This is a genomic window from Thalassoroseus pseudoceratinae, assembly GCF_011634775.1.
In the GTDB taxonomy this organism is placed as follows: domain Bacteria; phylum Planctomycetota; class Planctomycetia; order Planctomycetales; family Planctomycetaceae; genus Thalassoroseus; species Thalassoroseus pseudoceratinae.
In genome coordinates, this window is the sequence record NZ_JAALXT010000001.1 from 598,768 (window position 1) to 613,180 (window position 14,413).

The following is a 14,413-nucleotide window of genomic DNA, read 5'->3' on the forward strand; positions in this document are numbered from 1 at the left end:
ACAGTGAGAAAATTGAGACTGAACCACCCAGACTATTGAGATCTCTGCCTGTGTCTGCGTATCCTAGTTAGGTGTTGGAGTCTGTACCTCCCGAATAGTCTCGCCGAATTGCCACCGTGACACCCCGCACCGCGATTTCCCACACTCGCTTCACGCACATCTGTGCGTTGACCATGCTGGTGTTGTACGTCGTCAGTATCGTGGGATTTCCCATTGGATGGGCGGCACCATCGGCCGGTTGTCAATGCGATCTAGGTCTCCAACAATCTGGACAATGCTGTTGCTCACGGGCCACTGCGGCGAACACGCAAAAGACTAGCCAGTGCTGCCAAAAATCGAGCGGGCAAACTCGCTCATCCGCGTCGCGCCAGACAGGCTTATCGAGCTGTTGTCAGAAACCGAGTGCTCCGCAGACGTGTTGTCAGACGGATTCGTGTGATGATCAAGCTTCAACTCATCCGTCGCTTGAGCAATGTGGGTGTGGCGGCTCTAGTGAAACCGGACTCGTTCTCAACTCTGACCCACACTGCTTAGCATTGAGCGTTAGTCAGTCACAGTTCGAGAAAGCCCAAACCGCGAAATGGTACTTGTCTTTGGGCTGTTCACAGTGTGCAACGATTCCTGAAACTCCACCTCCAAGAGTGATCTCGATTTGATTCCCGCTTCGGTGGACTAGTCATCGCAACCAGTGTGTTTGCTAGTCCTTCAATATCGAGATTCGACTTTCTTGGAGACACTCTCATGTTGTCTACGCAACCCGTGCGCGCACCGCGCCGTTCAGGTTTCACTTTGATTGAATTGCTAGTGGTTATTGCAATCATCGCAATCCTAATTGCTCTACTGCTGCCTGCCGTTCAGCAAGCCCGTGAAGCGGCTCGCCGAACACAGTGTAAGAACAACCTCAAACAACTTGGTTTAGCATTGCATAACCATCACAGTGCATTCGGATATTTTCCGTCGCAACGGGATGACAAAAAGGCTCCGGTTCCCACGAGCCAACAGAGTTTTTATCGCTGGTCGGTCCTAGCACTGTTAACTCCCTACTTGGAGCAGACGAATATCTACAATGCGATCGATCTCAAGCAGCCTTTGTTTGTTTTTACTCCCGGCCCGCCACCGAGTGTGATCACTCAACCGGGGTTGTCGGGTGTCGTTGCAACAAGAGTTTTTGGTTTTCTTTGTCCAAGTGACACCCACGAACGAATTGTGGACGACTGGGGCGCGACAAACTATGTTGCCTGCAATGGTAGTGGTTCCAATGGCGGAACCTACGAGAACGCCGATGGAGTTTTCTATCACGATTCTCAAACTCGCATCGGTGACATGACCGACGGAAGTTCCAACACCGCCGCGTTCTCGGAGACTCTAATCGGCAGTGGTGCGGCCGATAGTACCCGCGGAACCGCAAACGCTTCCCCCGATGGAAATTTAGCGTCGGTCTGGAACGCCTCGGCTCCGACGATCGAAGACTCCTGGTGCCTGAGTGATTCATCGCCGGTGATCTTCAAGCGTGGCGAGAAATGGGCAGACGGTTCGGTAAATGACACCGGATACCATCACTTCCGAACTCCAAACTCACCGATCAACGACTGCTACTCTCGCTACGCGGCTCTCAAGAGTGCTCGAAGTCGACACCCGGGTGGGGCCAATGTTTTGCTCGCCGACGGAGCTGTTCGCTTCGTCAGCGACTCCGTGAATCTCACCACTTGGCGAAACATCGGATCTCGCAATGATGGCCAAGTCCTTAGCGACTGGTAGGATCAATTGCTGCGATTCCACTGCCGGGCGATTCCTTGGAATTTGGAACGCCCGGTTTTATTCCACCTTTCGAACCATTCGAGAAATATGACAAACCAATTCCAAGGCCTCCGTGTTTGGGGCAGTTTTTTATTGGCGATTCTGATTGGGTCCAGCATTGGGGCACAGGTTGGTGCAGCCGAGGAGTTACCGTCGTCGCGTTGGCCGGGATTTCTCGGAGCCAACGCCACAGCAGTCAACTCCCTTCCCGAGACCTGGAGTCCCGAATCCAATGTGGCTTGGACCGCATCGCTGCCAGGTCACGGTCAGTCCAGCCCTGTGATCTGGGGCCAACAAGTCTACGTAACCGCGATCGAGGGCCCCGAAAAAGATACCAATCACATTTTGAAGATCTCGCTCGATGACGGCGAGATCGAATGGGACAAGACGTTTCCAACTTCGTTACCGGTCGAGAATTCTGTGTACGTCAGCCGTGCCGCCCCCACGCCTGTCGTCGATGAAAACGGTGTTTATGCTTTCTTCGAGAGCGGGGACGTCATCGCTTTGACACATGACGGCCAACTGCGTTGGTCCCGTTCGTTGTCGAAAGATTACGGAAAATTCAAGAACCGGTTTGGGCTGTCCGCATCACCCGTTCAGACTGCCGATCAACTGATCGTTTTGGTCGATGACCAAGGCCCCTCATATCTGTTGGGAATGAACAAGAAAACCGGCGAAACGAGTTGGAAGTCTGACCGAGAATCTCGGACGAGTTGGAGTTCCCCCGCGTTGTTGGAAATCGACGGTGTGGAACAGGTTGTTGTCAGTTCAGCGGGGAGTGTGGATGGCTATGACCCGAAGAACGGTCAGCGGCTTTGGACATTCGATGATGTCGGCGGGAACACGGCGGCGACTCCGATGCCACTTGGAGACGGAGCGTTTCTCATCGGTGCATCGCCCGGACGGAACGGGGAAAATGCCGAAGGGGCGATGAAGTCCAACATGGCATTGAAGGTGGTCAAGGGAGCCAACGGATACGAAGCCAAAGTTCTCTGGAGAGCCAAAGGACCAACCGTGTCGTTTGCATCTCCGATTGCCTACCGTGGTTTCGCCTATTGGGTGAATCGTTCGGGCGTCGTTTACTGTCGCGACGCGAAAACTGGCGAAGAGCAATACACGAAACGCATTGCTGAATCGTGTTGGGCCACACCGTTCGCTGTTGGCGACCGTATCTACTCGTTCGGTAAGGATGGCGTCACAACCGTTCTCGCTGCCGGTCCCAACTTCGAAGAGATTTCCGAGAACCGTTTGTGGAACGCCGACGACGTTAAGCTCGATCAGCAACTGGTGGAACAAGAAACCGACGCCACTCGAAGACGACACGCCGGCAACTTCGCTGGGCGAATTCAGTACGGCATCGCGGCCATCAACGGCCGACTGTTGGTCCGCACCGGCGACCGGCTCTACTGCATCGCAGAAACGAAACCCGCTTCCAAGTAGTACCGGCACCAATTTGGTCATACAACATCGTAACGGCCTCGGAAATCAAAATATCCGAGGTCGTTTTTCGATCGATGGGTCGCGTCGCATCAGTGGTTTTCGCAGTCGTATCGAAACTGATTGCCGTGTGGGAATTCGAGGTCAACCTGCCAGCGATTCCGAATCTCCAGCGACTGCAATGCAGATACTAAAATACTTGCAAGACACTTGCATTTGACGAAGAGGATTCTTCAGCGTATGATTTTAGACAGTCAATTTGAACCAATTCCCATCGCTCAATCCCCACGCCAATTATGACAAATTCGGAACAGGACGCCGTTCTAGACGAAGTTGCGGCCATTCGTGAGTTGATCCGCAATTCCGGTTTGCGTTGCACTTCAGCTCGCCTCGCTGTGATGCAACGTCTACGTCAGGCGGAATCACCCGTCACGCACGCGGAGCTGGCGGAAGAGCTTGTACCTTTGGGCTTTGACAAGGCGACGGTGTTCCGCAATCTTTCGGATCTGACCGATGCGGACCTCGTGACTCGCACCGAATTGGGCGACCACGTCTGGCGATTTGAAATCCGCGACCCCGATGACCCCCACGAGGGAAAACATCCGCACTTCGTTTGCGTCGATTGTGGTCAAGTCACATGTTTTTCGGATGTCGTCTTCGACAAAAGCACCCAAAAACGGGCCAACCGCATCGGCCGGGTGACGGAAATTCTGCTCAAAGGCCATTGCCGAGAATGTGGCAGCGCCTGATCAGTTCGGGTTTGTGAACGGCTATTGAACTTTGACGACGTGGATCGTGCAGGGCAGTCAGCAAAGCCTTCCGCATCTCAATTACGAACCAGACTAGACCGTCATCTGGTCTAGTGGCGATGGCCGTGATCGGAGTGGTCCGTGGGTGATGAGTCATTGTGATCATGCGAATGCGTCTGCTCGATGCCCCACGCCAAGGCCACACCAAGTAACAACGCGACTGACAACCGCACACGGTGATGCGAGTGCAACTCGAGTTCCGGCAGCAAATCTCCGAGCGAAATGCACAGGAACACCCCGGCGGAAAATGCGAGTGCGCAACCCACGATGAAGTTCTGATCGGCTCCCAACTGTTTGATGCCGGCCAGAAACATGAGGGCTCCCAACGGGCACATCAACGCGAATCCGATGTTAACGATATTCCGTGCTTTCGCCGACCAACCGCCTGATTCCATCAACACGCTGATGGAGACCGCATCGAGCGGCTTGTGAAGCACGATCGCCAAAAATGTTCCCAGCCCAAACAGCGATGCAAATCCCTCGCCATGGAACGCTTCCGCCTGCACACTCGCACCGAGCGCGAGCCCATCGATCAGCGTATGCAAAGAGAGACCAAACGCGACTCCCAACCAACTAAACCGATGGGAGTGCCCACCATGTGCATGCGGTCCATGCGAATGTGAGTGCTGATGGCCGAGCGGTTGATTCTCTTCATGGTCTGAATCGTGATCGTGCTCATGTTCACAAGCAGACTCCTCGACAGCACCATGATGATGAAAATGGAACGCTCGGATCAGGAAGAACATTCCCAGCAGTCCCGCTGCCAACCACACCGCAGCACGTTCCGGTGACCCCGTCAGTTCAATCGAATGCGGCATTAAATGAAAGATCGCGATACCGAGCATCAATCCACCGACACCGCTCATCAACGTTTGCATCCGCACATGCGTCAATCGCATCCACTTCGGCAACATCCCACCAAGAACGGAAGAAAGCACGATCAGCGTGCAATAGCCAGCAAGGAGCGGCATCATTTCCGGCGTGGCAACTTCGGTTTTCTGTTCGTCCTGCGGTTGGGCATGGGTGTGTCCATCGTGTCCGGAGGCCGGTCGCAGAGGACCAAACAAGAACAGCAAAGCCAAAAGTCCAACCGGCCAAATTACTCGCATCTGCAGTCTCGAAACAGTTGCCCAAGTTACGCAAACAAACCAGCCATAGTTTAGCAGCTTAACTACGAAAAAGAAGGAGCACCAATTGGTGCGGTCCAGAGAGTTCTCATTTGTCCGATGCTATTCTCAGCCGCTTGGGTTGACCGCAGCGTCTCGGAACAGTCCAATCACGACGAAATCGTTGTCTGTGAAAGGCTTCGTCTCACAACCATTGACGGACAATCTCTTCCACTTCCTCACCCTCCAGTGTCTCGTGTGCCAGGAGGTGGTCGACAATCGCCGCGACCGCTGCCCAATGGTCATCTCGATTGAGTAACCGATAGAGCTTCACTGCGGTCTGCTCCAAATACGTCAGCCGTTTTCGATCGTTTGGAAACAAAGCAGACGCGGACTCCCAAGCGAGTTGCCAATCAGCGACCCACTCCGCGACGAGACCAGGATGCAAACGCTCGCCACGGTGTAACATCTCCGCCACCGGCCCCGCCAACGCGACCAAGACCGCCTTCTCATGCAGTTCACGCTCGGTGAACTGGTTCATCGGCCATTCAATACGGATATCGGCATAGCGTTCGGGTCCGTCGTCCCAATCGGGATCAATCGTCACCGACTCGATCCGTGCTCCGACGACGATTGCCATGAAAGCGTGTCCGGCCTCATGATATGCAGAAACTTCGGTCAAATTCGTGATCCTGGTCTGTTTCTTGTGCAGCGGGACGGCGACGAACTTGACCGGTTCAGCCAAATATACTGAGGCATGTGGCATAGCCTATTTTCGACCAAGATCGTTCGCGCGGACGGCTTTCAATTTGTCCGCCATCTTCTTTTGAAACGATTCGACGACCGATTGATATTCGGGCATTTTGGCGAGATTTGTGCATTGCTGGGGATCGGTCTGCATATCGAACAGTTCAATGCCACGTTTGGCGTTTTCGCCGTATTGGATGTAGGCCCAACGATCCTCTCGCAGAAGGAAACCACGACCGTTCACGCAAAAAGCAGCGTCGCGAACCTCCGCGGTTGGGTCTTCGAGAAGCGTCGCGATGTTTCGACCTTGAAGACGGTCCGGCACATCAAGTCCACATAAGCTGGAAACCGTCGGATACAAGTCGATTAACTCCACGAGCGAACGACACACCGCCGGTTTCTGTCCTGGCACGCGGATGATCAACGGAACCAGTGCAGACTCTTCGTGCAGGCTGACTTTGGCCCAAAAATCGTGCTCTCCGAGATGATAACCATGATCACTGGTGAAAATCACAATGGTCTTGTCCTCAAGTCCCGCATTCTCAAGTGCGTCCAAGACTTTGCCGACCTGAGCATCCATGAACGCAACTGACGCATAATATCCGCCCACTGCTTTCTTCTGCCGACGCACGTCCATCTTCATATTCACACTGGTCTTGTAGTTGATACCGGCACGAGGGATATCGTCCCAGTCACCTTCCACTTTTTCGGGCAGTGTCATACTGCTATACGGTAGGAACGGTTTGTAGTACGGCTTCGGTGCAACGAACGGCACGTGCGGACGGACAAAGCCAACACCGAGAAAAAATGGTTCGTCACGATGTTGGTCAATCAGCTCGCACGCTTTTGCAGCGGTTTTCCCGTCGGAGTGCACCATGTCATCGCCGTCCGCCTCGACAACCACAAACGTGTTGCCACCGACCACCGGCTTTTTGCCATCCGGATTGCCTTCCAGAGTTTCACCGTCACCCGGTGCTTTCCATTCTGGTCCCGGGCTATTGAACCGCTCCGTCCATGAAGCGGGATCATCCGCCCCGTCTGTTCCGGCTTCAATCCCACCTGGCACGCCCATGTGATAAATCTTGCTCACTCGAGCCGAGTAATATCCGTGATTCTTAAAGTGCTGCGGCCAAGTCGCACGATCGCCAATCGCCTTCCGTGGGCTGATGTAACCCAGAACGCCCGTAGCATGCGGATAGTAACCCGACAAAAACGAGGCACGGGATGGGCCACAAAACGTGCCCTGACAATAGGCCCGCGTGAAGCGTGTTCCCGTTTCAGCTATGCGATCGATATTTGGCGTGGAACAAACTTCGTTGCCATAGCAGGAAAGAGCGGTCGCCGTGAGATCGTCGGAAATGATGAACAAAACGTTGTATTTCGGTTGACTCTTCGATGTTTCTGCAGCAGCAGATCGGATGCCGAGAGCAAGCAGTATCAAAGAAAGACCGACCAGAACTCTCCCATAATTGACTGCGGTTTTGGCCATTCGCAACGCTGGGAAACGTATCGTCGTGCACAAAGAAAAATACGGCATGGGATCAAAATCTCAGACTTAAGTATTGTGGCTTGCGATCGAGAGCAGTCAGCCACAATAGCGTGGCCGAATTCAATTTGCATCCATGACCACCGACCAGACTACCGCGAAAGTGATTTTGCCACACCTTTTGGATGGGGGGATTCTTGGTCAGTGACTGAGTCCTTCGCTCGTTAGTTCGCCTAATTTGTGAGTCACCAAATGGACCAACTCAACATCGTCCGGTAGATCGAATTTGCCAACTAACACACGACACATCTGAGTCAATTTAAGTCAGATGGTTGTCTTCTAGTGGTACTAGTACTGTTAAACCGTTCAACAACTTTTCCTGAACTCCATAAGGTAAATCGATCCATTGTTCCTAGTCACTGGACACGGCAGTCGTTTGAGTGAGCCTATTTTTTCTCTCGTTTATTGATGACCAGTTGATCGAACAGTCGATTCTCCAGATCATAGACCTGAAGCTCCAAACGACGACCATTGACACGCACTATGGAATAATGATGCCCGTAGCGAACAGTATTCTGGAAGAACGGGCGAACTGGCCCGGCAGTTTCGAGCCCACCACCACCTCCACCAGTAATCATGTAGATAGGGCCGTCCGTCTCAACCGCTTTGTTCTTTCGAATTGGCCAAGTTCGTTCGTAAGAATGAATGTGGCCGTTCCAAACGAAATCAACCTGGTGCTTCTCATAGAGCGGGACGAGTTGCCGAGCTCGTAGGTCGCCGCGAGACGATTTGTTCGTCTTCCAGAGATCGCCGTAATCATTCTCATCGGAAGAGTAGGGCGGATGATGATGGCAAACGATCTTCCAAGTTGCCTTCGATTTTGACAGCGTCTGATCTAACCATTTGTACTGTTCAGAACCGGGTGCAATGACACGATTACTATCTATCATCAAGAAGTGCGTATTGCCAAACGTGAAATCGTAGTAGTACTCTGGGCTCGGCAAGGAAACATACTCAAAATAGTTTTGTGCATTCTGCTCATGATTCCCTAAGACTGGATAGAAGGGAACATAATTAATCAGAGGCCGCATGCCTGGAAAAAAGTGCTCAGTCCAATGCGAGTCATCTGAACCAGTCGAAACAAGGTCACCGGGATGAAGTAAAAAGCTAGGCCGCTGCCCCCAGGCATGAGTTGCAAGCTTTCCGGACACCGTCGGGTTGCCTTGAGTATCACTAATTACTGCGAAAGCAAACGGAGTTTCCGGCTTGACTGCGGTCTGAAACGTGAATACCTGACTCACGAGAGGTGGTGCGCCCTCAAATTGTGTTTCCGTGCGATAAAAGTATTGTGTTTCCGGTTTGAGATTCTCGACTTTGACCTCATGAATCTCAGCTTCTTCCATTGAATCAATCTTCTGCCGGCATTCGGCAGTTTCGCCATAGTGGACGATAGCTCGCCCCGTTCGATTGGTCCGCCACATCATCGTCATGGATGTCGTCGTGCCGAATTGAAGATAGGGCTCGACAACAAATGCAGGCGGATCCGTGATTGTCACGACAGGGAGTTTTGCCCGACCAGCATTGTGATCAAAATCATGTTCCACCCACGCGGGTTTTGCCGCCAGATCGTACAACGTCATTTCGTAGATCCGACCACGATGACCATAGAATTCGTTCTCGTCTCGGTAAGCTCCTAGCATCCAAGGTGCTTGTGACGGATAGACAATCGGTCCAGACTGCTCTCGGCTTTCCGCATCAAGTTTCCCGTTGACAAACAGCTGCATGGTTTCGCCATCGTAGATCGCAGTCACATGGTAGAGTCTGCCAAGTTCGTATTTCGTCTTACCCTTTAAATAGGTCAACTTGCCAGACCCATTTTCGCCGCGTAGCGCGAACGTAAATGTTGATTGATTGTACCCTAGTAGCCATCCTGATTCTGAGTCACCGTTGTCCTGTATAACACCTAATAGGCCTCCCCACTTGCGTGGCTGATCGACCGAAACCCAAGTGGAAATTGTGAGTGACTCTCGCGGAAGATACTTGCGTGCTTTAGTGAAGTTTTCCGCTAACTGAACTCCGCATTTCCCGCCTTGAAGAAATAGGCATGAGGACTCTTCATCCTTGAGAAAGCGGTGCTTTCCTAGGATTGTGCCATCAGGCCCCAGGCGAGACTTCAAAGTTGATACGACTCCGTCGCGACTGATCGAATTTGCATCGCAACGCCACCGGGCTAATGGGTCCGGTCCATCGTGGGCTAGCAGAGACGTCGTTCCACCGAACATAAGCAAGATGCAGTATCTAACTACCAATCGCATTCGATCTTTCCAATAAGCAGGATAAAGCCTTAAACCAGTTTTGTTCATCCGTCGTGAATGTGAAAGAACCTGTGTTTCCTAGTTTCCGCATGACGGAATCCACTTCGATCAGAAGTCAACTGATTCGGTTTTGAAAATCTTCTGATCGTTTGCCGACTGGCCACCAAAAAAGTACGACTAACTCAATCCCCAGGGGTTTCTCATGATTCCGCTGGGACGGTTACGCGACCCGATCACCCGCACGATCGGCGAACATAAACAAACTCCTAGCCGTCGACTCAACGGCACCATTTCAATTGTGTCAGCACAACACCGCAATCTGATGGAAGCCAACCGATGACGCTCCCAGGTTGCTATATTGGCTGCCTCGATCGCAAATAGCAATTCCGCAGAGAATGGAGGTCTCGTTGCAAAACCTAAGTGTCCGAGAAAATTATTTCATGCGATTCGGACGTCCCCATCCGTCTTCAACAGCCCGCCGAATCACGACATGGTATCGGTATTCGTTTCCGTGTTGCCTTGACTGTTGGAAGCGTCACGCAGCACGTTGACTGCCAACTGCAACCCCGCTACCATCTCAGGTACAATTCCAGAGGAGAGAAACTTCATCATGTCATTCGGCGAGAAAGTTCGTGCGTTGCGGCAAGCAAAGACGCTCACTCTTCGTCAATTGGCCCTGAAAGTAGACGTGGGGTTCACCTATCTCTCCAAGATCGAGAACGATAAACTCGAAGATGGTCATACTGCGTCAGAATCATTGATTGACCAACTCGCCACCGTACTCGATGCAGATGCCGATGAATTGCTCCTCCTCGCTAAAAAGGTTCCGCCGACGATCAGACAACGTATTATGGAGCGTCCCGAGGCGTTCCGCAAAGTCGCCCTGCTTGACAATGACTCTCTCGAGATGCTCGCCGATGGGATTGACGAGAATGGCAAGCTGCATTTGACCAAGCCAACTCACCGAAACGGGCCGTAGGCGAAAATGAGACACCTTCAACCGGAGGACAGGGCTCTGGATCCCCTGAACTTTCAAAAGCTTTTTGAGTCGGCCCCTGGCCTTTATCTCGTTCTGACAACTGAGTTCCGAATTGCCGCAGCCAGCGACGCTTACTTGCAGGCCACGATGACGCAGCGGGAATCCATTATCGGACGAGGCATCTTTGAGGTATTTCCCGATAACCCGGATGATCCCACGGCCACGGGTGTGAAGAATTTGCGAGCTTCGTTGGAAAAAGTTCTCCAGAGTGGGGCCTCCGATGCGTTGGCCGTGCAAAAATACGATATTCGGCGTCCCGAAACCGACGGAGGTGGATTCGAAGAACGGTACTGGAGTCCTGTCAATTCTCCTGTTCTCGGATCGGACGGCAACGTCGAGCATATCATCCATCGAGTTGAAGATGTGACGGAATTTATCCAACTCAAGCAACGTCGGTTGGAGCAAGAAAAGGATTACGAAGACCTCCGCTTACGTTCCGAAACCATGGAAGCCGAGGTATTCCTGCGAGCGCAAGAGATTCAGGAAGCGAATCGCAAGCTCAAGGAAACGAACAAAGAACTTCAACTCGCGCATGAACGGTTGTCCGAAGCCGACCGCCGCAAAGATGAATTCCTGGCGATGTTGGCCCACGAACTCCGCAATCCACTTGCCCCAATCCGAAGTGGTCTCGACCTATTGTCGATGCATTCTGCCAGTCAACCTGACGCCATTGAACTCATGCAGGAGCAGGTGGAACATGTCGTCCGGTTGGTGGATGACCTCCTCGATATGTCACGCATCATGACGGGCAAAATTGAGCTTCGGCGGGAAGCCGTTGAGCTATCCGCCATCGTGAAGCGATCCGTCGATGCGGTTCAACCATTGATTGAAGCTCATCAACAGACGCTGTCAGTTTCGTGTCCAGAACGCTCAATCTGGCTCGACGCTGACCCCGTGCGGCTGCTTCAAATTGTCGAGAACCTGCTCAACAACGCTTCAAAGTATACGGGCAACGGCGGCAAAATTGAGTTGTCTGCCGAACCCAAGGACGGGCAGGCATTCATTCGCGTGCGCGACACCGGAATTGGGATTGAACCAGAACTCCTGCCGCGAATTTTTGATCTGTTCACACAGTCCACCCGAACACTAGACCGATCCCAAGGCGGTTTGGGCATTGGTTTGACTCTTGTGCAACGACTGGTGCGTCTGCATGGTGGAGAGATTTCTGTCGAAAGCAAGGGGGTAGGACAGGGCAGTGAGTTTGTCGTGAAGTTGCCCATCATCGCCCCACCCGTCCAACCCGGCGGGGTAGTTCAGTCGCATCCACTGCAAACCCCTCAACGGATCCTTGTCGTGGAGGACAACAAGGGTGCCGCCAACATGCTTTCGAAGTTGTTGACGAAGCTCGATGACCACGAAGTCGATTTAGCCCATGATGGGCGGACGGGGCTAGAAAAAATCAAGAGCACTAAGCCTGACGTCGTGCTGCTTGATATCGGTTTGCCGGGTTTGGACGGTTACCAAGTAGCGAGTGATGTTCGGCAGGACGAAGAGTTCGACGAAGTTTTACTAGTAGCATTGACCGGTTACGGGCAACAGGAAGACCGTCAGAAATCGCAAGAGGTTGGATTCGATCTACACTTGGTCAAGCCGCCCTCCATTGATCAAATCAGAACTGTTTTAGCTCATCCGAAATTGATGTCGGCTAAGACAGTTGAAACGGCCTTAGATTCCACGGAAGCAAACGACTCGCTATCACATGGCGTTGCGGATCAGCCCGCCCCAACTGCACAACGAGAAGGAACATCGGACGAGCACGTTTCGCCGTCGCCCGCTGGGCAAATTAAGCACGACATTCTCAATGCGGTTAACGTCCTCACGCTCATGGTGCAAATACTCGGAAGCTCACAACTCGATAAGGAGTCGCTTCAAATCGCGAAGGAAGGATTGAAAAAGGAAGCTGACAAACTGAGACGAATCGCCAATAGTCTTCTGGAGTAAGCGGACTGAATTGGCCGTGGAAACGGTGGCACGTTCTACGAACGTGAATTGTCACTGTTCTAACAGAGTAGGGTCGTCGGGAGAGAAATTTAGCTGAACGCCTCGTTGCTTCCCCAACGAGTCCACTTGACGGTTTTGATTCGAAGCCCACCAGGTGTCTGCTCGGTCTGGCGTCCACTTGTCGGCACATTGGCACTCGCTTAGAGCCCGTTGAAAACTAGCGGCATCTTGATAGCGATCTGCCGGATTCTTGGCTAACCCCTTCAGGACAACCTCTTCGAGATCACTAGGAATTTCCGAGTTGATAGTCGATGGGGGAGTGACATCTTCTTTCGCGTGGGCGGCGAGGAGTTGAATCACTTTAGTGCCGGAGAATGGCGGTTGGCCGGTTAGCAAGTAGTAAGCCACCGCCGAAAGCGAATAGATATCCGCCCGACCGTCAACGTCTTCGTACGCCGACGCTTGCTCCGGTGACATATACAGCGGGGTGCCGCTAAATGATCCGTATTTGGCACCGCTATTCTCCCCCGCCGACTCAGTCGTCGTTTCTTTCACCAATCCAAAGTCCAAGAGCTTTGCGACATCATTCACGCCGCCACGTTGGGCCGCAAAGATGTTGGCGGGTTTGATGTCCCGATGAATCAAACCGACCGAATGAGCTTCGTGAAGCGCTCCACAAACTTGTCGGAGGAAATGCACGACGCGTTCTGGTGGGAGCGAACCGGACTGTTCCACGAGTCGGTCCAAACTCATGCCCGGCAAGAGCTCCATCACATAATAGAACGTGCCATCTTCCGTATGCCCATAGTCGTAGATTTCGATAGTGTTCCAGTGCGTTAGTTTAGCTGTCGCTTTGACCTCCTTCTCAAATTGGGCCGTGGCCGTTGCATCTCTTTCACCGGCAGACTTAATGAGTTTCATCGCGCACGGCCGTTTCAGCAGAACATGCTCCGCCTTGTAGACTTCACCCATCCCACCCGCACCCAGTTTTTCCAAAAGTCGATACTGCCCAAACTGCCGGGCTTTGAACGCCTCTCGCCGTGCCGAGTTGATGATGTGCGTTCCATAAACTCCCACGAACGCAGAAACAATGGGGAAAGGAATGGGACTCGTCGAATTCTCCATGGACAAAAAAGTCTCGATGACCGGAGAACGCCAACGCAAAATTGCCAAGACAACATAAGGAACGATCGCGACCGGTATCATGACAGCCGCCCCACGTTTCCAGGTGTTCGGCATGAAGATGCCGTACACGAAAATCAAGAGACACCACGCCCCCATAAATAGGTGCTTCATGCCGACGACGGCGGTCACATCCTGTTCGGCGGCATACTTCATCATAAGGGTCGCCAGCATCAACGAGACCTGCAAGAGCACCGCCCCGAACGTCATTAGCTCGATGCCCCGGAGCCGACGCAACGTAAGCAGGCGACCACTTCGAAGCACGACGAAGCAACCGAAAAGGACGAGCAGAACAACGCTCCGCAGCCACCAAAGCGTTGTGATCCCCCGTAGAAAGTTCCCCAAGAAAGACGCAGTAAGAATGACGGAGAGCGCCAATGTGGCTGCCGTTAGCCGGCTTCGAAGCAGCCCTGCCGTCTCATCCGCAAACTTGGGACGATTGCCGGCGACGAACCCAACAAGTCCTCTTGAAACATCAATCGATTCGGAAGGAACCGTAGGGGACTGATTGTTAGTGGCATCGATTAGAGTTGGTTCCAGTGGGTCCATCAGCT

11 protein-coding genes are annotated in these 14,413 nt (G+C 52.8%); 5 read left to right on the plus strand and 6 right to left on the minus strand.

From position 1 onward, the window contains the following. Nucleotides 1-67 precede the first annotated feature (67 nt). Nucleotides 68-214, minus strand: coding sequence for a hypothetical protein (locus G6R38_RS27785; RefSeq protein ID WP_206028429.1), 147 nt, complete (start codon nt 212-214; stop codon nt 68-70). 590 nt (nt 215-804) lie between these two features. On the opposite strand from G6R38_RS27785, the gene G6R38_RS02130 reads away from it, so the two are divergent. The 3 genes from G6R38_RS02130 to G6R38_RS02140 all read left to right on the plus strand — a co-directional run bounded on the left by G6R38_RS02130 (nt 805) and on the right by G6R38_RS02140 (nt 3,983). Next, the gene (locus tag G6R38_RS02130; protein WP_240928031.1) at nt 805-1,758 is read left to right on the plus strand and encodes a DUF1559 domain-containing protein; all 954 of its coding nucleotides are present in this window, start codon (nt 805-807) and stop codon (nt 1,756-1,758) included. Between the two features lie 87 nt (nt 1,759-1,845). Beyond that, on the plus strand, nt 1,846-3,237 hold the full coding sequence (locus G6R38_RS02135) for an outer membrane protein assembly factor BamB family protein (RefSeq protein ID WP_166820031.1): 1,392 nt from the start codon (nt 1,846-1,848) through the stop codon (nt 3,235-3,237). A 293-nt stretch (nt 3,238-3,530) separates the two neighbouring features. After that, nucleotides 3,531-3,983 carry a Fur family transcriptional regulator gene (locus tag G6R38_RS02140; RefSeq protein WP_166820032.1) on the plus strand — a complete coding sequence of 151 codons (453 nt, stop codon included), beginning with the start codon at nt 3,531-3,533 and terminating at the stop codon, nt 3,981-3,983. Between the two features lie 110 nt (nt 3,984-4,093). Here G6R38_RS02140 and G6R38_RS02145 read toward each other — a convergent pair whose 3' ends face one another. The 4 genes from G6R38_RS02145 to G6R38_RS02160 form a co-directional block, all read right to left on the minus strand. Then, on the minus strand, nt 4,094-5,152 hold the full coding sequence (locus G6R38_RS02145) for a ZIP family metal transporter (RefSeq protein ID WP_166820033.1): 1,059 nt from the start codon (nt 5,150-5,152) through the stop codon (nt 4,094-4,096). A gap of 202 nt (nt 5,153-5,354) precedes the next feature. Further along, nucleotides 5,355-5,915: a M50 family metallopeptidase gene (locus G6R38_RS02150; RefSeq protein ID WP_240928032.1), complete on the minus strand. Its 561-nt coding sequence runs from the start codon at nt 5,913-5,915 to the stop codon at nt 5,355-5,357. 3 nt (nt 5,916-5,918) lie between these two features. Next, on the minus strand, nt 5,919-7,385 hold the full coding sequence (locus G6R38_RS02155) for a sulfatase (RefSeq protein ID WP_166820944.1): 1,467 nt from the start codon (nt 7,383-7,385) through the stop codon (nt 5,919-5,921). A 443-nt stretch (nt 7,386-7,828) separates the two neighbouring features. Continuing rightward, entirely contained in the window at nt 7,829-9,745 is a 1,917-nt protein-coding gene (locus G6R38_RS02160; RefSeq protein WP_315852332.1) for a metallophosphoesterase, read from the minus strand. A 562-nt stretch (nt 9,746-10,307) separates the two neighbouring features. Between G6R38_RS02160 and G6R38_RS02165 the strand changes: the two genes are divergently transcribed. Further along, the gene (locus G6R38_RS02165; protein WP_166820035.1) at nt 10,308-10,676 is read left to right on the plus strand and encodes a helix-turn-helix domain-containing protein; all 369 of its coding nucleotides are present in this window, start codon (nt 10,308-10,310) and stop codon (nt 10,674-10,676) included. 6 nt (nt 10,677-10,682) lie between these two features. Continuing rightward, on the plus strand, nt 10,683-12,677 hold the full coding sequence (locus tag G6R38_RS02170) for a hybrid sensor histidine kinase/response regulator (RefSeq protein WP_166820036.1): 1,995 nt from the start codon (nt 10,683-10,685) through the stop codon (nt 12,675-12,677). Nucleotides 12,678-12,728: 51 nt separating this feature from the next. Here G6R38_RS02170 and G6R38_RS02175 read toward each other — a convergent pair whose 3' ends face one another. Then, nucleotides 12,729-14,408 carry a serine/threonine protein kinase gene (locus G6R38_RS02175; protein ID WP_166820037.1) on the minus strand — a complete coding sequence of 560 codons (1,680 nt, stop codon included), beginning with the start codon at nt 14,406-14,408 and terminating at the stop codon, nt 12,729-12,731. Between the last annotated feature and the right edge of the window lie 5 nt (nt 14,409-14,413).